This window comes from Kitasatospora sp. CM 4170 (genome assembly GCF_032110285.1).
GTDB classification, from domain to species: Bacteria; Actinomycetota; Actinomycetes; order Streptomycetales; family Streptomycetaceae; genus Kitasatospora; species Kitasatospora aburaviensis.
The window spans coordinates 4,323,197-4,344,641 of sequence record NZ_CP134877.1; the positions used below are offsets into that span (position 1 = coordinate 4,323,197).

Genomic DNA, 21,445 nt, shown 5'->3' on the forward strand with positions numbered 1-21,445 from the left:
TGGAAGCTACCCCGGATTAACTTGTGGGGCGATCACCTGGCCGAACCCCGCTTCAGCCCGGGCCGGCCCGGCCCGCCCGGCCCCACCGAAGGGAGCGCCGCCGTGCGCCGCACCGTCTTCACCGAGGACCACGAGGCGTTCCGGGAGACCATCCGGGACTTCATCGCCCACGAGGTCGTCCCGGTCTACGAGAGCTGGGAGGCCGACGGCCACCCGCCGCGCGACTTCTACCGCAAGCTCGGCGAGCTCGGCGTCTACGGCATCGAGGTGCCGGAGGAGTACGGCGGCGCCGGCGAGAGCGGCTTCAAGTACCAGGCGGTCATCGCCGAGGAGACCGCCCGCGCGGGCGTCTCCTTCGGCTCCTCCGGGGTGCACACCGGTCTGGTGCTGCCGTACCTGCTGGAGTACGCGACCGAGGAGCAGAAGCGGCGCTGGCTGCCCGGGTTCGTCTCCGGCGACATCATGACCGCCATCGCGATGACCGAGCCGGGCGCCGGCTCCGACCTCGCGGGCATCTCCACCACCGCGCGGCTCTCCGAGGACGGCACCCACTACGTCCTCAACGGCGCCAAGACCTTCATCACCGGCGGCGTGCTCGCCGACCTGGTCCTGGTGGTCTGCCGGACCTCCCCGTACGACCCGCAGAACCGCCGGGCCGGCCTCTCCATCCTCTGTGTGGACACCGCGTCCGAGGGCTACAGCGTCGGCCGCAAGCTGCAGAAGATCGGCCTGCGCACCTCGGACACCGCCGAACTCGCTTTCAGCGACGTCAAGGTGCCGGTGGAGAACCTGCTCGGCGAGGAGGGCAGGGCCTTCGCCTACCTGACCCACAACCTGGTGCAGGAGCGGCTCGCGATCGCGGTCGGCGCCTACGCGGCCTCGGCGGCGGCGGTCCGGTTCGCGGTCCAGTACGTCAAGGACCGCAAGGTCTTCGGCCAGACGGTGGCCGAGTTCCAGAACACCAAGTTCTCGCTGGCCGACTGCGAGGCCCAGGTGGTCGCCCAGCAGTCGATGGTCGACCGGGCGCTGGAGCTGTACCAGCACGGCGGGCTGACGGTCGCGGACGCCGCGGCGGTGAAGCTGTTCTGCACCGAGTCGGCGTCCGGCGTGATCGACAAGTGCCTGCAGCTGCACGGCGGTTACGGCTACATCCTGGAGTACCCGATCGCCCGCCTCTACACCGACAACCGGGTGTTCCGGATCTACGGCGGCACCAGCGAGGTGATGCGCAGCATCGTCGCCAAGTCGCTCGGACTGTAGGACCGGACAGGACCGGACAGGACCGAACGGGGCCGGACAGGACCGAACGGGGCCGGGGCAGCCGGGGTGCGCACCGGCGCTCCGGTGCGCACCTCCAGGACTCCGGGGGCGGCGGGCCGCACCCCCACGGCGGCCCGTCGCGGCCCGGTCAGTTGGGCGAGGCGTGCTCGGTCCGCCAGGCCTCCCAGCCGGCGGCCGAGGCCACCTTCGCCTCGTGCAGTGCCCGCTGGGCCATGGCCTTCGTCGGAGGCATGTCCATGCTCCGCACCCAACTGCGGCCGGCCGTGGCCAGCGCCGCGCACACCATCGCCGCACCGGCCATCCCGAGCATCGCGCCGATGCCCGTGAGGACCGCGCCACCGGCCAGCAGCGATCGATTGACCTGGAACCCGCTGAAGAAATTCTGGTTGGTCGCCATGCATCCACCATCGGTGCAGTCGGCGGACACCGCACGCCGAAGGACTCCGGGTGCGCGACCCGGGTGCGTCCGGGACGCTGGCCGGAGGGGCCGCCGCGGCGGCCCGGCAGGCCGAGGAGGGCACCCGATGGTCGATCTCGAACAGCTCGCCGTGGAGCACGCGGCCCTGGCCGCCGAGAGCCCGCACGGGCGCAGCGCCCACCTGGTGCTGCACGACGGCGTCCTGCGGCAGACCGTGATCGCGCTGACCGCGGGCACCTCGCTGGACGAGCACAACGCCCCGGCCGCCGCCTCCCTCCAGGTGCTGCGCGGCCGGGTGGCACTCACCGTCGCGGGGCACCTGCAGGAGCTCTCGGCGGGTCAGCTGTACCCGGTCCCCCAGGAGCGGCACGGACTGCTGGCCCACGTCGACTCGGTGGTGCTGCTGACCGCGGTCACCGCGTAGCGGGCCTGAGCACCCCGTCACTGACCAGCCGCAACCCCCGTAGGAACTCCTGCCCGCTGGGCGCCAGTTCGGGCGCCGCCAGCCACTGCACCGCGAAGCCGGCCAGCAGCGCCTGGTAGAACATGCCGCGGGCGATCTCCTCCTCGGTGTCGGGCACCTCGGGCAGCCCCTGGAACAGCGCGGCGAGGCCGAGCCGCCCCTCCTTCTGCGCCTCCGCCAGGGCCTGGGCCAGCTCCGGCGCGTGCGCGACCTGCGTGATCGCCTCGAACTGGGCCGACCAGAGCCCCCGGTGCTCGACGAACACGCCCTTGAGGCCCTCCCACACGGCGACGAACCGCTCCTCCGAGTCCCCGGACGCCTCGTTCGCGGCCTGGACCACCCGGGCGAGAGACTCCCCCATGTCCCCGACGGCCTCGATCATCGCCGCGTTGAGCAGCGCCTCCTTGGAGCCGAAGTGGTAGCCGATCGCGGCCAGACTGACGCGCGATGCGGTGGCGATGTCACGGGCGGTGGTGCGCCCGTAGCCCTTCTCGTAGAGGCAGCGCTTGGCGCCGGACATCAGGTCTTCGCGATTTCCCATGCCGCGATCCTACGGAAGAACTGCACAGATGTCTTGCACCGACGTCTCACACAATCGATTTAGACGTACGTACTAGACAGACGTCTGACACGTCCGTACCGTCTTCCCCATGACCGCAACCACCGGCCGTGCAGGCCGTCGCGAATGGACCGGCCTGGCCGTCCTCCTGCTCCCGACCCTCGTCCTCTCCATGGACATGGGCGTGCTCTTCTTCGCCGTCCCGTTCATCTCCACCACGCTGGCGCCCAGCGGCACCCAGCAGCTGTGGATCATGGACGTGTACTCGTTCCTGCTGGCCGGCCTGCTCATCACGATGGGCGCGCTGGGCGACCGGATCGGCCGCCGCAAGCTGCTGATGACCGGCGCCGCCGGCTTCATCGGCGCCTCCCTGCTGGCCGCCTACGCGGACGGCCCCGGGCAGCTGATCGCCGCCCGTGCGCTGCTGGGCGCCGCCGGGGCCACCGTGATGCCCTCGACGCTCGCGCTGATCCGCAACATGTTCCACGACCCCAAGCAGCGCCAGGCCGCCCTCGGCGCGTGGGGCGGCGCCCTCACCGCCGGCGCCAGCCTCGGCCCGGTCGCCGGCGGCCTGCTGCTGGACCACTTCTGGTGGGGCTCGGTCTTCCTGCTCGCCGTCCCGGTGATGGTGCTGGTCCTGGTCGCCGCCCCGGTGCTGCTGCCCGAGTACCGCTCCCCGCAGCGCGGCGGCTTCGACCTGCTCGGCGCCGGGCTCTCACTGGCCACCGTCCTGCCGCTGGTCTACGGCGTCAAGACGCTCGCGGTGGACGGCTGGAGCCTGCTCCCCGCGCTCGCCCTCCCGGTCGGCCTGCTCTTCGCCGGCGCCTTCGTCCTGCGCCAGCGCACCGCCGCCGCCCCGCTGCTGGACCTCGCGCTGTTCCGGATCCGCGCCTTCAGCGGGGCGATCAGCGTCAACACGGTGGCGATGTTCGCGATGATGGGCTTCACCCTCTTCACCTCGCAGTACCTGCAGCTGGTCAAGGGCATGAGCCCGCTGACCGCCTCGCTCTGGGCGCTCGTGCCGAGCGTCGGCGTGTTCGCCGCGGTCGGTGTCGGCGCGGCGCTCGCCGGGAAGGTCCGTCCGGCGGTCATGATGGCCGGCGGCTTCCTGGTCGGCGCGACCGGCTTCGCGATGATGACCCTGGTCGGACCCCACTCCCCGCTCGCCCTCGTGCTCACCGCGGCGGGCGTGCTGGCCGCCGGCACCGTCGGCACCATGACGCTGACCGCGGAGCTGGTGGTCTCCTCCGCCCCGGCCGAGCGGGCCGGCGCCGCCTCGGCCACCTCCGAGACCGCGGTCGAGCTCGGCAGCTCGCTCGGCATCGCCCTGCTGGGGGCGGCCGGCGCGGCCGTCTACCGCTCGCAGCTGGACGGCAACCTCCCGCAGGGCGTGGACGGCGAGCTCGCCCACACCGCGCAGGACACCCTCGGCGGCGCGGTCGCCGTCGCCGCCCAGCTGCCCGGCCGGCTCGGCACCGAGCTGCTGGAGACCGCCCGCGCCGCCTTCACCGACGGCCTGCACGTGGCCGCGGCGGTCGGCCTGGTCTTCGCCCTCGGCGCCGCCGTCCTCGCCTACCGCCTGATGTCCCACCTCCCGGCCCGCACCGCCGAACCGGCCGCCACCGAACCGGCCGCCGTCTGACCCCGGCCCCGAGCCCGTCCGCCTGCGCGTCATCATGAGCCCCCACCCGGCCACCGGGTGGGGGCTCTCGCCCTTCCGGTGGCGCAGCCGGCCACGGACCGAAACACGGAGGCGGCGGACGGCCCCCGCATGACACCCTGCCACCATGGACGACAACATCAACCACGGTCGGGCAAGGGCGAGTTACGACACCGTCGCGGAGGAGTACCAGCAGCGGATCGGGGGCGAGCTGGCGGACAAGCCGGTGGACCGGGCGCTGCTCGGGGCGGTACTGGAGGAGGCTGCGGGCGGTCCGGTGGCGGACCTCGGCTGCGGCCCCGGGCACGTGGCGGCGTGGCTGGCGGAGCACGGGGCGGAGGTGGTCGGGATCGACCTGTCACCGGGCATGGTGGCGGTCGCCCGACGGGAGCACCCCGGGGTGGAGTTCCGGGAGGGGGACCTGCTGCGCCTGCCGGCCGCGGACGGCGAGTTCGCCGCCGCGGTGGCGCTCTACTCGGTGATCCACCTCGAACCGCACGAGCTGAAGCCCGCGTTCGCGGAGATACGGCGGGTGCTGCGGCCCGGCGGCGTCCTGCTGGTCTCCTTCCACCTCGGCGCCGAGGTCCGCCGGCTGGAGGAGTGGTGGGGCCACGCGGTGGACGTCGACTTCCACTTCCTCGACCAGGAGGCCGTCGCCGGGCAGCTGACGGAGGCCGGGTTCACGGTGGAGGCCCGCCTGCAGCGGGCGCCCCGCCCGCACGAGGCGGAGACCCACCGCGGCTACCTGCTGGCCCGGCGGTCCTAGGTCAGGCCCCGGGACACTCGTTCGGGACGGGACCTCGGGACCGGTGCCGGAACGGGCGTCAGGACAGGACCAGGGGCCCGTCCTCGGCGGGCGACCCGAAGCGGGCGAGGCAGTGCCAGACCCGCTTGAGGTCCTGGGGGTCGTGGCGACCGCTGCGGACGGCGTCGCCGAGGATGCGCGGATCCAGCCGCCCGGCCTCGGCGACGGCCTCGCCCAGCGCGACGTACTCGGGCCCGCGGTAGTCCGGGTGACGGCGCAACTCCTCGACGGAGAGCCGCACGCCGGAGTGCCACTCGACCGGGCAGGGCAGCCGGCGGGCCTGCTCCTCGACCGGGGTGCCGCGGTGGCTCGGGTCGAGCACCAGCGCCTCGACGTCCCGGTCCAGCCGGACCGGACCGTGCACCTGGGCCTCGATGTAGTCGTCCAGGGCGTCCGCCTCCACGTCGGCCTCGGCGAGCTCGATCAGCGCCATCCGCGCGGCGACCCCGAAGTCCGCGGGCTCCAGGAAGCTGTCCGGGTAGCAGAACGTGGTCCGGTCGAGCACGGGCGCGGCCAGCCGGAAGAACGCGGACCCGAAGCGCGGGGCGCCGCCGAGCGGCCTGCGGCGGAAGTCGAGCGCGCCGTACACCGGGCGTTCACCCGCCGGCGCCTCGTCGTACGCGCCGCCGAAGATGCGGCTCTCCCAGCGCCAGCGGTCGCCGCCGGGGTGGGCGGTGAGGCCGCCGTTGCTGGTCCCGGTGACGAACTGCGAGCGGTAGACACCCTCGGCGGCGAGCGACTCCAGGATCGACCGGCCGCCGGACTCCCGGTCGGGGTGGAAGTTGAGGGTCACCCGTAGGCCGGGGACCAGCGGCGGACCGACGGACAGCGCGGCGACGTGCTGCAGGGCGTGCTCCTGCGGGGCCCGGGACGTGTCGATGCTCATCGCCGCAGTGTCGCCGAGCGCGGCCCGGCTCCGCACCCCGTTTCCGCCACCGGCCCGGACGCCCCCTGCCGCCGCTCCCCGCCGGCCGGACCGGGGCGGAGCGGGTCGGACCGGGACGGACCTCCAGAGAGGTCTAGACCACTATCGGCCGTCCGTCCCCGCAACATCTGGTTTTTGACCAGCGTTTCCCGGCCGGTGTATACGTTCGCCGCCGGGGCCAGGCATACTGGCCAGGTCGGGCGCTTTGCCCTCCTGTGACTCTAGACAAGAAGGGACCGGTGGCCAGGGATGCTGCGGAACGGTCTTGAGCCCTGGCACCTCCTGGTGGTGCTGGCTGTCGTTGTCCTGCTGTTCGGATCGAAGAAGCTGCCGGAGATGGCCCGCGGCCTCGGCAAGTCGATGCGCATCCTCAAGGCCGAGACGAAGGCGCTGCGCGAGGACGAGGCCCCCGCCGACGCCGCCCAGGGCACGGCGCAGGCCACCGCCGCCCCCCAGCAGCCCGCCGCCGACCAGGCGCGCCCGGCCGTCACGCCGACCACTGTGACCAAGGCCACCGAGACCCCCCGGTCCACCACCACGGCCTGAGCCTCCGACGGAGCCCCCCGCTGCCCGGCAGCGGGGGGCTCCGTCGTGCTCCGGGGCCGCACGCCGCGCGGACCCCGGGCTCCGGATCACTCTGAGGGGCGGTCAGCCCGGCACCGTCCCGCCCGAGCGCCCGGACGGGGCGGCTCCGCCGGACGGAGCAGCCCGGCGGGCGGCCGCCGCTCCCCGGCCCGAACCTGAGCGGGATGTCCTCGAACCAGCCGCCGCCGTCCCGGGCCCAGATCGACACGCGGGCCTGGCTCCTGCTCGTGGGCTCGTCCACGCTGCTGATGGTCGTGTACTTCACCATCCCGCTGCGCAGCGTCGGCACGGACCACCCGGTCCTCGGCTGGCTGCTCTTCGTGGCCGCGCTGGTCGTGCTGAGCGCCCTGCTGATGGCGCGCATGAGCGACGTGGTGCGCGGCACCGGGCGCCACCCCGGGGTCTGGCTGGTCTTCCTGATCTGTCTCTCGATGACCATCTTCGCCGCCACCTACTACGTCCTCGGCTCGAAGCCGGACGAGTTCGTCGGCCTGGAGAGCCGGCTCGACGCGCTCTACTTCACCATCGTGACCATGTCCACGGTCGGGTACGGCGACATCACCCCGGCGGGGCAGGCGCCGCGGCTGGTGGTGATGCTGCAGATCGCGTACAACTTCGTCTTCCTCGCGGCCGCCGCCGGGGTGCTGAGCCGCCAGATCCGCACCGGCATGGAGACCCGGACCCGGCGGCGGCACCCCGAGGACGGGGCTTAGAACCGGTCCGGGCCCGGGAACGCCGTCCCGCCCCGGCCCGCCGAGGCTCGCGGGGGACTCGTCACTCGGTGTCGTTGCGGTCCGCGGCGGCGTTGAGGGAGGTGATCAGGGCGCTGAGGCGGGAGTTCCAGTTCTGGGAGGTCTGGCCGTCGACGGCGTGCTTCTTCGCCATGTCACGCACGATCCGCTGGGCGCCCTTCAGCTCCTGGGCGGCGTCGTCCGGCTGGCCCTGGTTGATGCGGGCGGCCGCGTCGTCCAGGGTGTGCAGGAGGTCGATCTGGCGGTCGCGCTCCTTGCCGACCTGGGTCTGTGCGACGGCCTGCCGCAGGGCGTTGAGCTGGACGGCCGGGCTCTGGTTGCGCGGCGGGGCCGTCGAGGGGGCCGCGGTGGGCGTAGCGGCCGGGGTGGTGGGCGGCGCGACGGCCGACGGGGTGGCGGTCGGGCTCGGCGGGGCCGCGGCGGTCTGCGCCGGCTTGGCGGCCGGGGCGGTCGGGGTGCCCGGGTCGTCGAAGGCGGTGAGCGCGAGCATCGCGGCACCGGCGATGCCGGCCAGGCCGAGTGCGCCGAGGACCAGCGGCTTCCGGCGGCCCTCCCGGGCCGGCGGCTCGAACCCGGCCGGCTTGAACCCGGCCGGCTCGAACCCGGCCGGACCGCCGCCGGACGCGGCGTACTCGGCCGGAACCGGCGCCATCACCGAGGTGGCCGCAGCCGGCTGCGGCGGGAGCAGGGTGGTGTGCTGCTGGGCGGCGAGCCCGGGCGGCACCGACGGCAGCGTCCGGGTGGGCTGCGCCGTGGTGGCGAGCAGCTCCGAGGTCGGGTCCACGACCGCCAGCCCGGGCACGCAGGCGAGCAGCTCGGCCCGCGCGGCGGCCGCGTCGGCCGGCCGGTCGGCGGGGTTCTTGGCGAGCAGCCGCAGCACCGCCGCGTCGAGGGCGGGCGGCAGGCCGGGACGGCGGGCGGACGGCGGCTGCGGCTGCTCGCTGACGTGCTTGAACGCGATCGCCACCGGGGTCTCGGCGGTGAACGGGGTGACGCCGGTGAGCATCTCGGTGAGCACGCAGCCGACCGCGTACAGGTCGGTGCGCCCGTCCAGCTCGGAGGCGGTGGCCTGCTCGGGCGAGAGGTAGGCCGCGGTGCCGAGGACGGACGCGGTCTGGGTGAGGTTGTTCGAGGAGCCGGCCCGGGCGATGCCGAAGTCGACGACCTTCACCCCGCCGTCGTCCGTGATCATGATGTTGCCGGGCTTGATGTCGCGGTGCACCAGGCCCGCGCCGTGCGCGACGGCCAGCGCCTCGCAGACCGCCGCCGCGATCCCGACCGCCCGCTCGACCGGCAGGCCCGGCTGCTGGGCCAGCACGGCGGCGAGCGAGCGGCCCTGCACCAGCTCCATGACGATGTAGGGCGCGCCCTGGTCCACGCCCGAGTCGAAGACCATGACGATCCTCGGGTGGACCAGCATCGCGGCGTGCTGCGCCTCGCGGCCGAACCGCTCGGCGAAGCGCGGGTCGTCGGCGAGGCCCCCGTTCAGGACCTTGACGGCCACCTGGCGGCCCAGCACGTGGTCCACGCCGCGCCAGACCGTGGCCATGCCGCCGACGCCGAGTATCTCGACGAGTTCGTAACGCCCGTTGAGCGCCCGTCCGATCACGTCAACCGCCTCCCTCACGTGTCCTGTCCGGGGCTCCGGACCGCCTCGTGCACCTGTGCACGATAGCCGTCGGCCGCGACGGGGCCGCCTCCGACGCCGACCGGCTCCGGGTGAGGGGTCCCGCGCTGGCGGGGTCAGGGGGCGGGGGACGGCTTGCCGGGCCTGCCTCCGGCGTTGCCGGCGTTGCCCGCGTTCCCCGCGTTGCCCGGCACGGCGGTGGACCGCCCGTGGCCGGGGCTCGCGGTGGGGTTCCCGCCGCCGGCGCCGTTGCTGCTCCCGTTCCCGTTGCCGGCGCCGCCGGGCGTTTCGGGCACGGACGGCCCGGCGGAGGGCGGAGCGGAAGGCTCCGCCGGGGCGGAGGGCCGGCCGGAGGGTGCCGCCGGGGCCCCACTGCGGTGGCCGACCGCCGTCGCCTGCACCGGGCCCGGCTGCACGCTGTCCGGCCCGGGCGTCCCGGTGATCGTCGGCCTCGGGGCCGGGCCCCCGGCGTCCGGCGCGGGTGGGGCGGCGCTGGGGGCGGGCGGCAGCGGCAGGAGCGGCGCGCTGACGCTCGGCCCGCCCAGCACCGTGCCGGCCACCAGCACCAGACAGCCGGCGGCCGGCACGGCGAGCAGCAGGGCGAGGCGGCGGACCCTCCGGCGGCGGCCGGAGGAGTCCACGAACACCGGGTCGGCGGTGGTCTCGGCGGCCGGCCGGGAAGGGGTGGCGGCCGGGGAACCGGGCAGCGGATCCCCGGCCGCCGGCTCGTGGTCGTACCAGGTGACGGTCACGGTCGGGTCCAGGTGTGGTCTGGTCGTGCGGGCCGTCGGCCCGCCCGACTGCGGGGCGGACGGGCCGACGGTTTCCGGTCCCGGCCGGACTGCGGCGCGTCCGGGGGTGCGCCTGCGGTCCGGCCGGGGCCGGCCGGGTGGACGGTGGGCACGGGGGGGCCGACCGGCCACCCGGAGTCTTCGGGTGGTGGAGCTACTGCGGGTCCTGCGGGTCGTACGGTCCTGCGGGTGGAGCGGGCACTGCGGGTGGTTCGTTCCGGACGGGCGGCGAGCCCGGGGGGATTCGCTCGCCGCCCGTCCGGAGTCTCGGGTCACCTCTTGGGTGAGGCTTCGGCGGGTTTGTCGGTGCGGTCGGGCTTCGGCCGCGGGTCGGTGAGCGTCGGCAGCGGGGGCAGCTCGGGGGTACCGGTGGCCTTGCCGCCGTTCCCGCCGGAGCCGGAGCCGCCGGGGGTCTTGCCGCCGTCACCGGGCTGGTCGCCCTTCTGGCTTCCGTCCCGTTTGCCGTCCTGGTTGCCGCCCGCGCCGTTGCCCCCGTTGCCGGAGGTGCCGCCGGACTGCGGGGAGTTGCCCCGGCGGTCGTCCTCGCCGGCGCGCCGGAGGACGTTCGCGCAGTACTCCTCCACCTTGTCCGCACCGCCGGCCGCCGCGACCAGCGCGGCGAACTGCGGGTCCGCGGTGAGCAGGCGCGGGCGCTCGCCCTTGCCCGTCCGGTCGGTGAAGCCGCGGCAGAGCGGGGCCAGGCCGTTCGGACCGCCCTTGGTCTCCCCGTTGGCCGGGGTCGAGGACGGCGCACCCGGCGCGGACTGCCTGCCCGCCCCGGTGGAAGGTCCGCCGGTGGCCGCGCCACCGGCGGCCGAGGGGCCGCCGAAGGGCTGGCGCGCGGCCGAGGAGCCGCCCGACGGGCCGGACTTCGTCCCCGGTGCGGACGTCCCGGTGGCCGCGGGGGCGACCGGCAGCCGGCCCCGGTCCTCGGAACCGCCGCCGAGCGGCGACGGCAGGTTGCCCGTGCCGGCCGCGACCGCCACCCCGCCGAGCGCGGTGGCGCCGAGCACGACGGCAACGGCCTTCGTGCTGAAGGCCCTGGCCAGCGCGGCGGTTGCCATCGATCGTCTCCGGACGGGTGCGGGTACGGCGGTCACAGCAGGGACGGGCGCGAGACGGGCCTCCCGGAACGCGGCCAGCGCCGCCTCCTCACCGGAGAGCTCCTCCGCCACCGCCGGGGCGGAGGCAGCGGCCAGGACGCGGGCCACCCGGTCCACCGGCCCGCCCTCGGGCAGTCCGGTCGACCCGGCGCCGATGTCCGGTCCGGCGAGTGAGGCGTCCTGCCCGGCCGACGGGCCGCCCACGGCACCGCCAAGCAGCTGCTCGGCCGTGTCGCGGTCGATCCGACGGGATCGGTTGGTGCTCATCTCATGTCCTTCAGCGTCGCGGCCCTGCGTTCTGTCACACCCTGCGAAGAAATTTCTTCGCCGGACTTTCCGGAGCCCCGCCGGGCACCCCGTCCGGCCCGGCCCGACTGGTGCGGCACCGGCTGCCCGGTCGGCTGCCGCACCGTGGTCGAGGCCGCCCGGGCTGCCGGCCGGGCCGTCTGCTGCGCCGGGATCCCGGCCCCGGACGCGAAGGACTGTTCCAGCAGCTTGGCCAGCCGCCGCAGCCCCCGGTGCGCGGCCATCCGCACCGTCCCGGCCCGCTTGCCGAGCACCCGCGCGGCGCTCTCCGCGTCGAGTTCCATCACCACCCGCAGCAGCACGGCCTCGGCCTGGTCGTGCGGCAGCCGGGAGATCAGCGCCAGCGCGTCCGCCGTGCCGACGGCGGCCATCGCCGCACCCGCCGTGTCGTCCCCGGCGGCCAGCTCGCCCAGGTACTCGAACGGGAGGTCCGCGACCGGTCTGCGGCGTTTGGCCCGCAGGTGGTCGAGGGCGCGGTTGCGGCCGATGGTGGCGGCCCAGCCGCGGAAACCATCCCCGTCACCGGTGAAGGACGGCAGGTCGCGGGCGATCTGGAGCCAGGCCTCGGAGGCGATGTCCTCGGCGTCCTGGGCGTCCTCGGGCCGGCCGCCGATCAGCACCCGGAGGTAGCGGATCAGGCCCGGCTGCACGCTGCGGAACAGCAACCGGAACGCCTCCTCGTCGCCGTCCTGCGCGGCTCGGACGGCGGCGGTCAGGTCGGCCGGGGCTGCGCCCGGGGGCCGGGCGGACGGTGGACCGGGCGGTGGGCCGGACGTCGGTACCGGTCCGGACCGGCCGACGGGGCTGTCGGGGCCCGCTCCGGGGCGCTCTGCATTCTGCACCCGCCACATCATGCGCCATCCGGGTGATCGCGGTCCGCCCCGCCGGGCGGTCGGGCCGTCCGGCGCCCGTCCGCCGGCCCCGCTCCGGGTGCGCTGCCGGACGCCTCGGCGGGGCGCCCGGGTCAACGGGGCGTTCGGCCGCCCGGACCAAGGACCGCAGGTCACGGGCCTTAGGTCCGCTCAACGGCAGGCCTTCGCCCACGGCGCCGCAGACGAGTTCCCGCCTACCGTGGAGAGCGGCCGGGCGGTCCGGACCGGCCCCGCCCCCCACCGCCTCCGCCGACCCGTGCCGTCGGCCGGCCGGCCGCGACCGCGGAACCCGGCCGCCGCCCCGCACGCCACCCCTCACCACGGACCGGGACCACGATGACGACCGCCCGCGAGCTCTACGCGAAGGGACTGCGCGACCACCTCGCGCCGGCCCTGCGCGCCCTGGGCCTCATCGGGTGGCGCCGGACCTTCAGCCTTCCCGACCGGACCCACTGGGCGCTGCTCGGCGTGGTCGAGCAGCCCGGGCCGAGCCCCGACGGCTCGGTCCGCTACACCTTCGGCCTCAGCCTGGTGCGCAAGGCGGACTGGACCGCGGCGGCCCTCCCCGGCCTGCGCCCGGACCCGCGCACCTGCTACGGCATCGAGGTCTGGCGGGCCCGGATCGGCGAGGTGCTGCCGGTCGGCGAGGAGGTCTGGTGGGAGGTGCTGCCCGGCCCGCGCTGGCGGGTCGCGTTGGACGACTCGGTCGCCGCCGTCCGCCACTACGGCCTGCCCGAGCTGCTGCGCCGGATCGACCGGGACCGCGGCGGTGGCGGGGAGACCTACCTCTCCCCCGCCGAACTGGAGCAGGTCAACGCCGTCCTGCTGGGTGCCTCGGTGGCCCGGATCCAGCGGGCCGAGCTGGCCGACGGAGCCCTCGTCCTGACCGGGGCCTGGACCGGGGCGGACACGGTCGCGCGGACCGTGCTGCACGGCGTCGCCCACGGCTTCCGCTCGGCCGGGGACGACCGCTTCGACACCGTGCGCTGCCTGGACACCCTCGGCCGCGAGCTCTGGTCGTTCCCGTCCTGAGCTCCGGCTGCCCGCGCCGGCCCGCGGGCGCTCTGCCGCCCCCGGCCCCGCGCCCCGGCCTCCGGTCCGCCCGCGCGCCCCGACCGCACGCCACGGCCGGAGGATCCGCAGGTCGGCGTCTCCGCAGGTCGGAGGCGCTGTCACGCCGCGGACCGTGACAACTGTCATGCGGATCGCGCAACGGACGGCACTGCTCTGACGGAGGGTCGGTTCGGAAAACTGGAGGCACGACGCGGGCACCGGGCCCGCGGGCCGACCACCCAGTCCGGGGAGGACCCACCATGAGCCAGACCCTCAGCGCCCCCGCCGCCACCGCCACCACCGCCGCTCCGGCCACCACCGCGAAGGCGGCCAACGCCCCGGCCTCCGCCCTCCGCCCGCTCGTCCTCGACGTCGCCGCGCCGCTGGCCGGCTACTACCTGCTGCACTCCGCCTTCGGCATGAGCGAGTTCGCCGCCCTCGCGTGGAGCGGTGCCGTCCCGGCCGTCCGGACCACCCTCGGCCTGCTCCGCGAGCGGAAGCTCAACCTGTGGGCCTCGATGATGCTGGGCGTCAACGTGGTCGGCCTGGCTCTCACCACCGTCACCGGCGACGCGCGGCTGATGCTGGCCAAGGACGGCGCGCTGAGCGCCACCATCGCGCTGGCGATCCTCGGCTCCGTCCTGCTCGGCCGACCGCTGATGTCCTCGGCGCTGATGCCCTTCCTCACCAAGGGCGACCGGGCGCGCTCCGACGCCTGGCAGCGGCTGGCCGACGGCCGGGCGGCCGGCTCGCGCAGCTTCCGCCGCCACGAGCGGCTCTTCTCCACCATCTGGGGCACCGCCCTGCTGACCGAGTGCGTGGCCCGGGTGGTCGGCGCGTTCACCCTGCCGGTCTCCACCATGGCCTGGCTCTCCACGGTCTTCCTGGTCGGCGCGATCGCCGCCGGTGCCGTGCTCGGCCAGATCGCCGCCGACCCGATGGAGAAGCTGGTCCGTGCCGAGGCCGCCCGGCCCACCGACTGCTGACGGACGGGCACACCGGAACGTCCGCCCCGGACCATCCGCCCACGAACATCCGCTGACGCCCCGTCGAACAGCCGGCGAAGTCGAGGAACCATCGGGACGGCCCGGGAGTCTCTATAACGAGGGGGTAACGGACCCCCGACGAGAACGGGGATCCCGATGAGCCGGACGCACGCGCTGACCACCACCGAGGACCGCACCCTGGTCTGGGACGGCTGCCTGAACGTCCGCGACCTCGGCGGCCTCCGCACCACCGACGGCACCCGCACCGCCCGACGCGCCGTCGTCCGGGCCGACAACCTGGACCGCCTCACCGCCGAGGGCTGGGACGCCCTCCTCGACCACGGCATACGCACCGTCGTCGACCTGCGCGACATCGCGGAGTACAAGCCGCTCCTCCCGCTGCCCGAGGGCATCGAACTGATCCGCGTCCCGCTCGACGAACTGGCCGGCCCCGCCTGGTGGGAGGCCTACGGACAGCTGGACGGCACCCCGCTCGCGTTCCGCCCCTACCTGGACCACTGCCCGCGCGCCGCCGCCGAACTGGTCACCGCCGTCGCCGGCGCCCGACCCGGCGGGCTGGTCGTGCACTGCGGAGCCGGTCGCGACCGCACCGGCCTGGCCGCCCTGCTGCTGCTCGCCCTCGCGGGCGTGGAGCCCGCCGAGATCGTCGCCGACTACCTGCTCAGCGCCCCCAACGTCCGCCCGCTGTACGGCATGCTCGGCCTGCCGGACCAGTACCGCCGGATCGACGCGGTGCTCGCCGAGGCCGGCACCACCGCCGAGGCCGCCCTGTTCGCCGCCCTCGACGGCTTCGAGCCGGCCGGCTACCTGCGCGCCGCCGGCGTCGACCCGGCCGACCTCGCCGCCGTCCGCGCCCGACTGCTCGGCCACTGACGCCGCCGGGTGGGCGACCGCCCGGCCCGCGCTTCCGCACCGACCGGCGAAGCCCGCGACCCGCTCCCGGGGGTGCGCAGAGCCAACTCACATCACCGTCAACCAAGGGTTGACGGTCTCGCCATCGACAACCTACGGTTGACGCATGGAGAATTCAGCCGTTCCCCGGACCAGTCCGCTGCGCCTCGACGACCTGATCGACGCGATCAAGAACGTTCACAGCGACGCTCTCGACCAGCTCTCCGGCGCGGTCATCGCCGCCGACCACCTCGGCGAGCTCGCCGACCACCTGATCGGCCACTTCGTGGACCAGGCCCGCCGGTCCGGCGCGTCCTGGACCGAGATCGGCCGCAGCATGGGCGTCAGCAAGCAGGCCGCCCAGAAGCGGTTCGTCCCCAAGGACCCGGCCACCCCGGCCGACCTCGACCCCTCCCAGGGGTTCAACCGGTTCACCGACCGGGCCCGGAACGTCGTGATGGCCTCGCAGGAGGAGGCGCGGACGGCCGGTAACGCCGAGATCGGCACCGGTCACCTGCTGCTCGGCCTGCTGGCCGAGCCGGAGGGGCTGGCCGTCAAGGCGCTGGCCGCCCAGGGCGTCACGCCGGAGGCCGTCCGGGCCTCGGTGGCGGCGGTGCTGCCGGCGCCCGCGGGCGAGGTGCCCGGCCTGATCCCGTACGACGCACAGGGCAAGAAGGCGCTGGAGCTGACCTTCCGCGAGGCGCTCAAGCTGGGGCACAACTACGTCGGCACCGAGCACATCCTGCTCGCCCTGCTGGAACTGGAGCACGGCGAGGGCCCGTTGGGCGACCTGAGCGTCGACAAGCCGGAGGCGGAGGCCTTCGTCTCCGAGGCGGTGGCGGCCTTCATCGCGGCCCGCGCGGCCGACGTGGACGACAGCGGCCGGGCCTGAGCCGGGGTTCGGGTTCGGTCCCGACCCGGGCCCGAACCAGGTGCGGGCCTCAGCCGGGTGCGGGTGCGGGCCCCGGGCGACCGGAGCCCACACCGGCGCTCAGAAGCCGGACACGTGGGTGGTGACGATCCGCACCCGCCCGTCGGCGGCGGCCTCCATCGCCGCACGCAACCGCAACGAGCGGGCCGGGCCGAGGAGTTCGAGCGCCTCCTGATCGGTGACCCAGCGGTGGTCGTCGAGCTCGCCGGCCGGGACGGTCACGGGGGTGCCGTCCGGGACGGTGCCGAAGTCGAAGAGGAAGTGCTCGGCGGGGTGGTCGAGTTCGCCGGACGGATGGGTCCAGGAGATGGCGAGCAGGTCGCCGGCCGACCGGACGATCCCGGTCTCCTCCGCCAGCTCGCGCGCCGCGCACTCGGCCGGCCCCTCGCCGAGGTCGATCGTCCCGCCGGGGAACTGCCAGTGTTCGCGATAGCCGGCCTTCACGATCAGGATCCGCCCCGACTCGTCGCGCAGCACGCAGCCGGCCGCCGCGTAGATCCGCGGCAGGGACGCCAGCCACTCCTCCCGGGACTTCAACGGCTCAGCCGACACGGTGGTCCTCCTCCGGCACAGAACGGGTCTCCGCCCACTCTGCCATCCGGCCCCTGCCGGCCGTCGGGCGGACGGCACGCAGGGGCGGGACCGACACGGGGGCGGGTGTCGCCCCCCCGGGGCGCCGGCCGCGGGTCTCGGCCGCGAATGCCGGCCGAAGGTGTCAGGCCTCGGCGAGGATGGCGTTGGCGCGCTCGGTGACGGTGGTCAGGACGCGGGCGGCGACGGCCAGGTCCTCGGCGGGAAGGTCCCCGTAGATCCGGGCCACGATCCGCTTCACGCCGTCCTGGATCCGGCCGTGCAGCTCGCGCCCGGCGTCGGTGAGGGCGAGGACGGCCGGGTCGCCGCCGTCGCCGCCCGAGGCAGACGCCAGGCCGGCGTCGAGCAGCTGCTCGATCACCGCGCCGGCGGCCGCGTCGTCGATCTTCAGTCCGCCGGTGAGGCGGGCGATCAGGTGGTCGCGGGTGGCGACACCCTCCGGCTGGTCGCCGAGGCCGTTGATCGCGACCTCCTGGTGGAAGGTCAGTCCGAGGCTCTCGAACACGGTCTCCGCCACGGCGCGGGTGGCGTAGTGGGCGAGGCCGATGGTCCGGCCGTTGAGGACGGCGACAGAGGTGGACATGAGGTCACTCCTTCGGCAGATCGAGCAGGTCATCGAGCAGTCGTGCTGAGCGGTTCGGTGGTGTGGTTCGGTGGCGCGCGGCGCACCCGGCACGTGGCGCGTCCGGTGCGACGGCTCAGCCGAGCCGGTCGTCCGGCGGGATGTCGAGCGCGACGTCCAGCGGGACGTCCAGCAGTGCGGTCAGCTCGGCGGCGAACGCGGCGGTCCGTTCCCCGTCCAGTCCGCCCAGCGGAGCGAGCAGCCGGTCGAGCAGCAGCTGGACGACGGCGACCGCGCGGCGGGCGGCCTGCTCCCCCTCGGCGGTGAGCGAGAGCCGGACCGCCCGGGTGTCGGCCGGATCCGGCGTCCGCTCGATCAGGCCGGAGGCCTCCAGCGACCGGGCGATCTTGGACACGTAGAGCGCTTCCAGCCCGGTGTGGTCGGCCAGTTGGCGCTGGCTCGGCCGCTGCCCGGACCGGTGCATCCCGTGCAGGGAGCCGAGCAACGTGTACTGCGCGTGGGTCAGCCCCAGCGGGGCCAGCGCCCGGTCGACGGCGGTACGCCACCGCGTCGACAGGCGCCAGACCAGGAAGCCCGGCGTCGGGCCCTTCTGCGGAATCACGTTCTCGCTCATGACAGATACAGTACATGGACACTGTTGCCATGGCTACTATTTCCGCGAACCTCTCCACGGCCCGCGCCTCCGCCCCTCCACGGCCCGCGCCTTCGCCCCTCCACGGCCCGCGCCTCCGCGGCCCCGGCGGGGTGGGTGGGCCCGGCCGGGAACGGGAACGGCCGGGCCCACCCTCGAACGCCGCGGATCAGCCCCGGCCGGCCAGGTGCTCGACCAGGCGGTCGAAGCTGGAGTTGAGGCCGGCCACGGCGTCCGGGCCGTTGTACCGGTCCGGCACGTCGGTCTGGTGCAGGACCACCTCGGTGCGGTCGTCGCCGAGGTCCCGGAAGGTCAGCGTGGAGCGCATCCCGGCGCTCGCCTCGACGACGGCCAGCAGCTCGCCCTCGCGGAGCTCGACGATCTCGGCCTGCATCGGGTACCGCTCGCCGGTGGCGTCGACGACCATCGTGCTGTCGTAGCGCCCGCCGACCCGCGGCTCGATCGTCACGGTGTCCAGCGGGACGTGGATGCCGGCCGGGCCCCAGAAGCGGACGAACTGCTCCGGGTCGAGGTAGGCCCGGAAGGCGGCGGCCGCGGTGCCGGGCAGCTCGCGGGTGATGGTCAGCTCGCCAAGGTTCTCGGTCATGGGGTGTTCCTCGTGCTCGCGGTTCGGTGTGTCGCTCTCACAGGGTTGGACCGGGGGCGCGGCCGGAAGTCATCGCTCCCCGGGAGAATTCTTCAGCGAATCTCCCGGCGGGCCGATGAGCCGCGCCCACCGCGCCGGTCTGACCTCCGTGGACACCTACCGAGAGACACCCCCCGCCCCGGAGCCGACACCCGCCCGAACAGCGCCGGCACCCGCCGGGACACCGCCCGCGCCCGCCCCGGAGCCACCCCGCGAACCGCGGCTGACCTGCGACCTCGGCGCCCTGCCCGCCGCCGGCCCGGGCGCCGCCGACCTGGCCGTCGTCGACGCGCTCGCCCGGCTCCGGCTCGCCGCCGCCCGGCACGGCGTCCGGGTGGTCCTGAGCAACGCGAGCGGCCCGCTGCGGGAGCTGCTCTCGTTCGCCGGCCTCGCCGGAGTGCTGCCGGTGGAACCGGACGACGACCCGCTCGACGCGGCGGGCGACCCGCCGCGGTGCGACCCGCTCGACGCGGGCCCCGGCCTACTCGGCGTCCAGCCGGGGCGGCAGCCCGAAGAGCGGGAAGACCGTGTCGGTGTCGAGGAAGTTGGTGAGCCCGGTGATCCGGCCCGCTGAGACCTCCAGCACGATGAGCGCCCACGGCTCGTGGCCGCCGTCCGGGCTCGGGCGGTACTGCCCGAAGGCCGGGCTGCCGTTCGCCTCCACCGGCACCAGCCGCGAACCCCGGCAGCCGCAGCCCGGGCCGAGCATCCACTCGCGGATCTCGCCCCGCCCCTGCAGCCACATCTCGTACGGCGGCATGTTGAGCGTGACGTCCTCGTGCAGCAGGGCCGCGAGACCGTCCATGTCGTACGCCTCGAAGGCCGTGACGTAGCGGGCCAGCAGCGCCCGGTGGTCGTCGTCCAGCGCGGGCGCCGGGCGGGAGGCCGCGGTGTCCGCGGCGAGCACCGCGCGGGCCCGCTGCAGCGCGCTGTTGACCGAGGCCACGGTGACGCCGAGCAGCTCGGCGACCTCGGCGGCCTTCCAGCCGAGCACCTCGCGCAGGATCAGCACCGCCCGCTGCCGGGGGGCCAGCCGCTGCAGCACGGAGACGAAGGCCAACCGCACCGACTCCCGCTGGGCGGCCACCTCGGCCGGGTCCCCCGACTCGGGCAGGACCCGGCCGTCCGGCGCGGGCCCGATCCAGAACGCCTCGGACAGCTGGTCCCCGCTCGCGGTGGCAACGGTGGACGCTCCGGCCAGGTCCATCGGACGGGCCCGGTTGTTGCGGCCGTTCAGCGCGTCCAGGCAGACGTTGGTGGCGATCCGGTAGAGCCAGGAGCGCAGCGCGGCCCGGCCCTCGAAGCCCTGGTGGCCGCGCCACGCGCGGACCATCGTCTCCTGGACCGCGTCCTCCGCCTCGAAGACCGAGCCGAGCATCCGGTAGCAGTAGCCGGTCAGCTCCCGACGGTGCCGCTCCAGCAGGAGCTCCAGCGGCTCCTCCGTCCCGGTCGTCAGATCGGCCATCGCGCGCCCCCGTGTCCATCCACCGCCAACGATCGGACCGACCGTACCGCAGGGAACTGACACTCCGTCCGCCGCTACCTGGGGTCGTACACCCGGCCGGAACCGAAGGAGGCGGTCACGATCTCCCAGACCTTCGGGAACTCGGCACCGTTCAGGCCGGTCGGGTTGAGCGTCAGGACCACCTTGCGACTGAGGTCCTTGGTGGCGAAGACGCCGCTGTAGTAGCCGGGCCGGGAGCCGGTCTTGCCCCAGACCACGGTGCCGTTGGGCAGGGTGGCGCTCATCAGGCCCTTGCTGAAGCAGGCGTGGCCGGCCGTCGGGCCGATCTCGCAGTTCTTGTTCCGGTTGTTGGGCACGTCCGGGACGCGGAAGAGCTCCGCCTGCTGGGTCGGCGGCAGCAGCCGGCCGCGCAGCAGCGCGGTCATGAACCGGTCCAGGTCGGCGGTGGAGGAGATCATGCCGCCCTCCGCCCACGGCCAGGGGCTCTGCTCGGTGACGTCCACCCGGCCGCCGTCCGGGCCCGGCACGTCGAGGAGGGCGGTGGCGTGCGGACCGGGGACGGCGAGGTCGTCGCGCGCCGGGACGAAGGTGTCCCGCAGGCCGAGCGGTCGGGCGATCCGGGCCTGGACCTCCTGGGCGAAGGAGCGGCCGGTCGCCTTCTCGACCAGCATCCCCGCGACGAAGGTGTTGATGCCGTTGTACTGCTGCGCGGTGCCCGGCGCGAAGCCCATCGGCTGCCGGACGGCGTCCGCCACCACCTGTTCCGGGGTCCACGAGTCGGCCTTGTGATCGGCGAACCACCGCTCGCCGCCGTCCCCGGAGGTCAGCCCGCCGCCACCGGGCAGGCCGCTGGTGTGGTCGAGCAACTGGCCGACGGTGACCGGCGGGTAGGCCGCCGGGAGCAGCCCGGGCAGGTACTGCTGGACGGTGCCGTCTAGGTCGAGCCGCCGCTCGGCGGCGAGCTGGAGCACCACGGTGGCGGTGAACACCTTGGAGATGCTGCCGATCCGGAACCGCGCGTCCGCCGGGACGCCGCCCGCCGCGCCGGACCACCGGCCACCGCGGCCGTCGACCCGGACCAGCGCGCCGGTGATGCCGGGCGGCAGGTCGGCGAGGGCCTGCGACAGGGCCGCCCGGTCCACCGGCGCGGCCGGGCGGGCGGCGGCGACGGACGCCGTGTCCGCGGGCCGGTCGGCCGCCAGGGCGGGCGTCGCGGCACCGGCCGCGACGGCGGCGACCAGCGCACCGGAGATCGCGAGGGTGGTCCAACGGCTTTCACGCTGCGGGGTGTTCATCGACTGGGGCTCCAACTCGGGCTCGTCCGGCGGGCGGTGATCGCTTCCGGGAACGAGTCTGTGGGAGCCGGGCGGGCCGGCCATCCGGGACGGTCCCCCACCCGCCCCCCAGCCGACCCCGAGACGGCCCGGGGCCGGTCGCCGGGCAGGCGTCAGGGGCGGGAGCCGGTGCTCGACTCCCACCCCTGGGGCACGGACCCGCCGC

24 protein-coding genes are annotated in these 21,445 nt (G+C 75.0%); 11 read left to right on the forward strand and 13 right to left on the reverse strand.

What is annotated here, in order from left to right; translation table 11 throughout:
• Window positions 1–102 precede the first annotated feature (102 nt).
• Complete coding sequence (locus RMN57_RS18255) at window positions 103–1,260, forward strand: acyl-CoA dehydrogenase family protein (RefSeq protein ID WP_313764419.1); 1,158 nt, start codon at window positions 103–105, stop codon at window positions 1,258–1,260.
• 148 nt (window positions 1,261–1,408) lie between these two features.
• Here RMN57_RS18255 and RMN57_RS18260 read toward each other — a convergent pair whose 3' ends face one another.
• Window positions 1,409–1,678 carry a hypothetical protein gene (locus RMN57_RS18260; protein WP_313764420.1) on the reverse strand — a complete coding sequence of 90 codons (270 nt, stop codon included), beginning with the start codon at window positions 1,676–1,678 and terminating at the stop codon, window positions 1,409–1,411.
• A gap of 127 nt (window positions 1,679–1,805) precedes the next feature.
• Here RMN57_RS18260 and RMN57_RS18265 point away from each other — a divergent pair, with 127 nt between their 5' ends.
• Window positions 1,806–2,123 carry a cupin gene (locus RMN57_RS18265; RefSeq protein WP_313764421.1) on the forward strand — a complete coding sequence of 106 codons (318 nt, stop codon included), beginning with the start codon at window positions 1,806–1,808 and terminating at the stop codon, window positions 2,121–2,123.
• Here the strand turns inward: RMN57_RS18265 and RMN57_RS18270 are convergent.
• Entirely contained in the window at window positions 2,113–2,703 is a 591-nt protein-coding gene (locus RMN57_RS18270) for a TetR/AcrR family transcriptional regulator (protein WP_313764422.1), read from the reverse strand. The genes RMN57_RS18265 and RMN57_RS18270 overlap by 11 nt on opposite strands.
• A 109-nt stretch (window positions 2,704–2,812) precedes the next feature.
• Between RMN57_RS18270 and RMN57_RS18275 the strand changes: the two genes are divergently transcribed.
• Entirely contained in the window at window positions 2,813–4,363 is a 1,551-nt protein-coding gene (locus tag RMN57_RS18275) for an MFS transporter (RefSeq protein WP_313764423.1), read from the forward strand.
• 145 nt (window positions 4,364–4,508) lie between these two features.
• Window positions 4,509–5,147, forward strand: a complete 639-nt coding sequence (locus RMN57_RS18280) for a methyltransferase domain-containing protein (RefSeq protein WP_313764424.1) — start codon at window positions 4,509–4,511, stop codon at window positions 5,145–5,147.
• A gap of 58 nt (window positions 5,148–5,205) precedes the next feature.
• On the opposite strand, the gene RMN57_RS18285 is transcribed toward RMN57_RS18280, so the two are convergent.
• Window positions 5,206–6,072, reverse strand: coding sequence for a DUF3626 domain-containing protein (locus RMN57_RS18285; protein WP_313764425.1), 867 nt, complete (start codon window positions 6,070–6,072; stop codon window positions 5,206–5,208).
• A 288-nt stretch (window positions 6,073–6,360) separates the two neighbouring features.
• On the opposite strand from RMN57_RS18285, the gene tatA reads away from it, so the two are divergent.
• Together tatA and RMN57_RS18295 are read left to right on the forward strand one after the other, a co-directional pair.
• Window positions 6,361–6,657: a Sec-independent protein translocase subunit TatA gene (gene tatA / locus RMN57_RS18290; protein WP_313764426.1), complete on the forward strand. Its 297-nt coding sequence runs from the start codon at window positions 6,361–6,363 to the stop codon at window positions 6,655–6,657.
• A 203-nt stretch (window positions 6,658–6,860) separates the two neighbouring features.
• The gene (locus tag RMN57_RS18295) at window positions 6,861–7,409 is read left to right on the forward strand and encodes a potassium channel family protein (RefSeq protein WP_313764427.1); all 549 of its coding nucleotides are present in this window, start codon (window positions 6,861–6,863) and stop codon (window positions 7,407–7,409) included.
• 61 nt (window positions 7,410–7,470) lie between these two features.
• Here the strand turns inward: RMN57_RS18295 and RMN57_RS18300 are convergent, their stop codons facing one another.
• From RMN57_RS18300 to RMN57_RS18315, 4 genes are all read right to left on the reverse strand, one after another.
• Window positions 7,471–9,057 (reverse strand): protein kinase domain-containing protein, encoded by a 1,587-nt coding sequence (locus tag RMN57_RS18300; protein ID WP_313764428.1) that lies wholly within the window; start codon window positions 9,055–9,057, stop codon window positions 7,471–7,473.
• 134 nt (window positions 9,058–9,191) lie between these two features.
• Window positions 9,192–9,827: a hypothetical protein gene (locus RMN57_RS18305; RefSeq protein ID WP_313764429.1), complete on the reverse strand. Its 636-nt coding sequence runs from the start codon at window positions 9,825–9,827 to the stop codon at window positions 9,192–9,194.
• Window positions 9,828–10,138: 311 nt separating this feature from the next.
• Window positions 10,139–11,236, reverse strand: a complete 1,098-nt coding sequence (locus tag RMN57_RS18310) for a hypothetical protein (protein ID WP_313764430.1) — start codon at window positions 11,234–11,236, stop codon at window positions 10,139–10,141.
• Window positions 11,233–12,126 carry an RNA polymerase sigma factor gene (locus RMN57_RS18315; protein ID WP_313767875.1) on the reverse strand — a complete coding sequence of 298 codons (894 nt, stop codon included), beginning with the start codon at window positions 12,124–12,126 and terminating at the stop codon, window positions 11,233–11,235. Before RMN57_RS18315 ends, RMN57_RS18310 begins: the two co-directional genes overlap by 4 nt.
• Before the next feature lie 357 nt (window positions 12,127–12,483).
• On the opposite strand from RMN57_RS18315, the gene RMN57_RS18320 reads away from it, so the two are divergent.
• The 4 genes from RMN57_RS18320 to RMN57_RS18335 all read left to right on the forward strand — a co-directional run bounded on the left by RMN57_RS18320 (window position 12,484) and on the right by RMN57_RS18335 (window position 15,990).
• A complete protein-coding gene (locus tag RMN57_RS18320) occupies window positions 12,484–13,179 on the forward strand; it encodes a hypothetical protein (RefSeq protein WP_313764431.1) in 696 nt (231 codons plus the stop codon).
• A gap of 281 nt (window positions 13,180–13,460) precedes the next feature.
• Window positions 13,461–14,186, forward strand: a complete 726-nt coding sequence (locus RMN57_RS18325; RefSeq protein WP_313764432.1) for a VC0807 family protein — start codon at window positions 13,461–13,463, stop codon at window positions 14,184–14,186.
• A gap of 156 nt (window positions 14,187–14,342) precedes the next feature.
• The gene (locus tag RMN57_RS18330) at window positions 14,343–15,080 is read left to right on the forward strand and encodes a tyrosine-protein phosphatase (protein ID WP_313764433.1); all 738 of its coding nucleotides are present in this window, start codon (window positions 14,343–14,345) and stop codon (window positions 15,078–15,080) included.
• Window positions 15,081–15,225: 145 nt separating this feature from the next.
• Entirely contained in the window at window positions 15,226–15,990 is a 765-nt protein-coding gene (locus RMN57_RS18335; protein ID WP_313764434.1) for a Clp protease N-terminal domain-containing protein, read from the forward strand.
• Window positions 15,991–16,089: 99 nt separating this feature from the next.
• Here RMN57_RS18335 and RMN57_RS18340 read toward each other — a convergent pair whose 3' ends face one another.
• The 4 genes from RMN57_RS18340 to RMN57_RS18355 all read right to left on the reverse strand — a co-directional run bounded on the left by RMN57_RS18340 (window position 16,090) and on the right by RMN57_RS18355 (window position 18,441).
• A complete protein-coding gene (locus RMN57_RS18340) occupies window positions 16,090–16,581 on the reverse strand; it encodes an NUDIX hydrolase (RefSeq protein ID WP_313764435.1) in 492 nt (163 codons plus the stop codon).
• 163 nt (window positions 16,582–16,744) lie between these two features.
• Window positions 16,745–17,203 carry a hypothetical protein gene (locus RMN57_RS18345; RefSeq protein ID WP_313764436.1) on the reverse strand — a complete coding sequence of 153 codons (459 nt, stop codon included), beginning with the start codon at window positions 17,201–17,203 and terminating at the stop codon, window positions 16,745–16,747.
• Between the two features lie 115 nt (window positions 17,204–17,318).
• Entirely contained in the window at window positions 17,319–17,816 is a 498-nt protein-coding gene (locus tag RMN57_RS18350; protein ID WP_313764437.1) for a MarR family transcriptional regulator, read from the reverse strand.
• Window positions 17,817–18,003: 187 nt separating this feature from the next.
• Window positions 18,004–18,441 (reverse strand): SRPBCC domain-containing protein, encoded by a 438-nt coding sequence (locus tag RMN57_RS18355; protein ID WP_313764438.1) that lies wholly within the window; start codon window positions 18,439–18,441, stop codon window positions 18,004–18,006.
• A 148-nt stretch (window positions 18,442–18,589) separates the two neighbouring features.
• Between RMN57_RS18355 and RMN57_RS18360 the strand changes: the two genes are divergently transcribed.
• Window positions 18,590–19,054 (forward strand): hypothetical protein, encoded by a 465-nt coding sequence (locus RMN57_RS18360; protein WP_313764439.1) that lies wholly within the window; start codon window positions 18,590–18,592, stop codon window positions 19,052–19,054.
• On the opposite strand, the gene RMN57_RS18365 is transcribed toward RMN57_RS18360, so the two are convergent.
• Both RMN57_RS18365 and RMN57_RS18370 read right to left on the reverse strand, forming a co-directional pair.
• A complete protein-coding gene (locus tag RMN57_RS18365) occupies window positions 18,962–19,945 on the reverse strand; it encodes a sigma-70 family RNA polymerase sigma factor (RefSeq protein WP_313764440.1) in 984 nt (327 codons plus the stop codon). The two genes, RMN57_RS18360 and RMN57_RS18365, sit on opposite strands and share 93 nt — an antisense overlap.
• Before the next feature lie 74 nt (window positions 19,946–20,019).
• Entirely contained in the window at window positions 20,020–21,240 is a 1,221-nt protein-coding gene (locus tag RMN57_RS18370) for a serine hydrolase domain-containing protein (RefSeq protein ID WP_313764441.1), read from the reverse strand.
• Between the last annotated feature and the right edge of the window lie 205 nt (window positions 21,241–21,445).

Excerpts from the sequence above, each read along its gene's own strand:
- RMN57_RS18260 (WP_313764420.1), bottom strand. The coding sequence starts at position 1,678 with ATGGCGACCAACCAGAATTTCTTCAGCGGGTTCCAGGTCAATCGATCG.
- RMN57_RS18265 (WP_313764421.1), top strand. The coding sequence starts at position 1,806 with ATGGTCGATCTCGAACAGCTCGCCGTGGAGCACGCGGCCCTGGCCGCC.
- RMN57_RS18270 (WP_313764422.1), bottom strand. The coding sequence starts at position 2,703 with ATGGGAAATCGCGAAGACCTGATGTCCGGCGCCAAGCGCTGCCTCTAC.
- RMN57_RS18275 (WP_313764423.1), top strand. The coding sequence starts at position 2,813 with ATGACCGCAACCACCGGCCGTGCAGGCCGTCGCGAATGGACCGGCCTG.
- RMN57_RS18280 (WP_313764424.1), top strand. The coding sequence starts at position 4,509 with ATGGACGACAACATCAACCACGGTCGGGCAAGGGCGAGTTACGACACC.
- RMN57_RS18285 (WP_313764425.1), bottom strand. The coding sequence starts at position 6,072 with ATGAGCATCGACACGTCCCGGGCCCCGCAGGAGCACGCCCTGCAGCAC.
- tatA (WP_313764426.1), top strand. The coding sequence starts at position 6,361 with ATGCTGCGGAACGGTCTTGAGCCCTGGCACCTCCTGGTGGTGCTGGCT.
- RMN57_RS18295 (WP_313764427.1), top strand. The coding sequence starts at position 6,861 with ATGTCCTCGAACCAGCCGCCGCCGTCCCGGGCCCAGATCGACACGCGG.
- RMN57_RS18310 (WP_313764430.1), bottom strand. The coding sequence starts at position 11,236 with ATGAGCACCAACCGATCCCGTCGGATCGACCGCGACACGGCCGAGCAG.
- RMN57_RS18315 (WP_313767875.1), bottom strand. The coding sequence starts at position 12,126 with ATGTGGCGGGTGCAGAATGCAGAGCGCCCCGGAGCGGGCCCCGACAGC.
- RMN57_RS18320 (WP_313764431.1), top strand. The coding sequence starts at position 12,484 with ATGACGACCGCCCGCGAGCTCTACGCGAAGGGACTGCGCGACCACCTC.
- RMN57_RS18325 (WP_313764432.1), top strand. The coding sequence starts at position 13,461 with ATGAGCCAGACCCTCAGCGCCCCCGCCGCCACCGCCACCACCGCCGCT.
- RMN57_RS18330 (WP_313764433.1), top strand. The coding sequence starts at position 14,343 with ATGAGCCGGACGCACGCGCTGACCACCACCGAGGACCGCACCCTGGTC.
- RMN57_RS18335 (WP_313764434.1), top strand. The coding sequence starts at position 15,226 with ATGGAGAATTCAGCCGTTCCCCGGACCAGTCCGCTGCGCCTCGACGAC.
- RMN57_RS18345 (WP_313764436.1), bottom strand. The coding sequence starts at position 17,203 with ATGTCCACCTCTGTCGCCGTCCTCAACGGCCGGACCATCGGCCTCGCC.
- RMN57_RS18350 (WP_313764437.1), bottom strand. The coding sequence starts at position 17,816 with ATGAGCGAGAACGTGATTCCGCAGAAGGGCCCGACGCCGGGCTTCCTG.
- RMN57_RS18355 (WP_313764438.1), bottom strand. The coding sequence starts at position 18,441 with ATGACCGAGAACCTTGGCGAGCTGACCATCACCCGCGAGCTGCCCGGC.
- RMN57_RS18365 (WP_313764440.1), bottom strand. The coding sequence starts at position 19,945 with ATGGCCGATCTGACGACCGGGACGGAGGAGCCGCTGGAGCTCCTGCTG.
- RMN57_RS18370 (WP_313764441.1), bottom strand. The coding sequence starts at position 21,240 with ATGAACACCCCGCAGCGTGAAAGCCGTTGGACCACCCTCGCGATCTCC.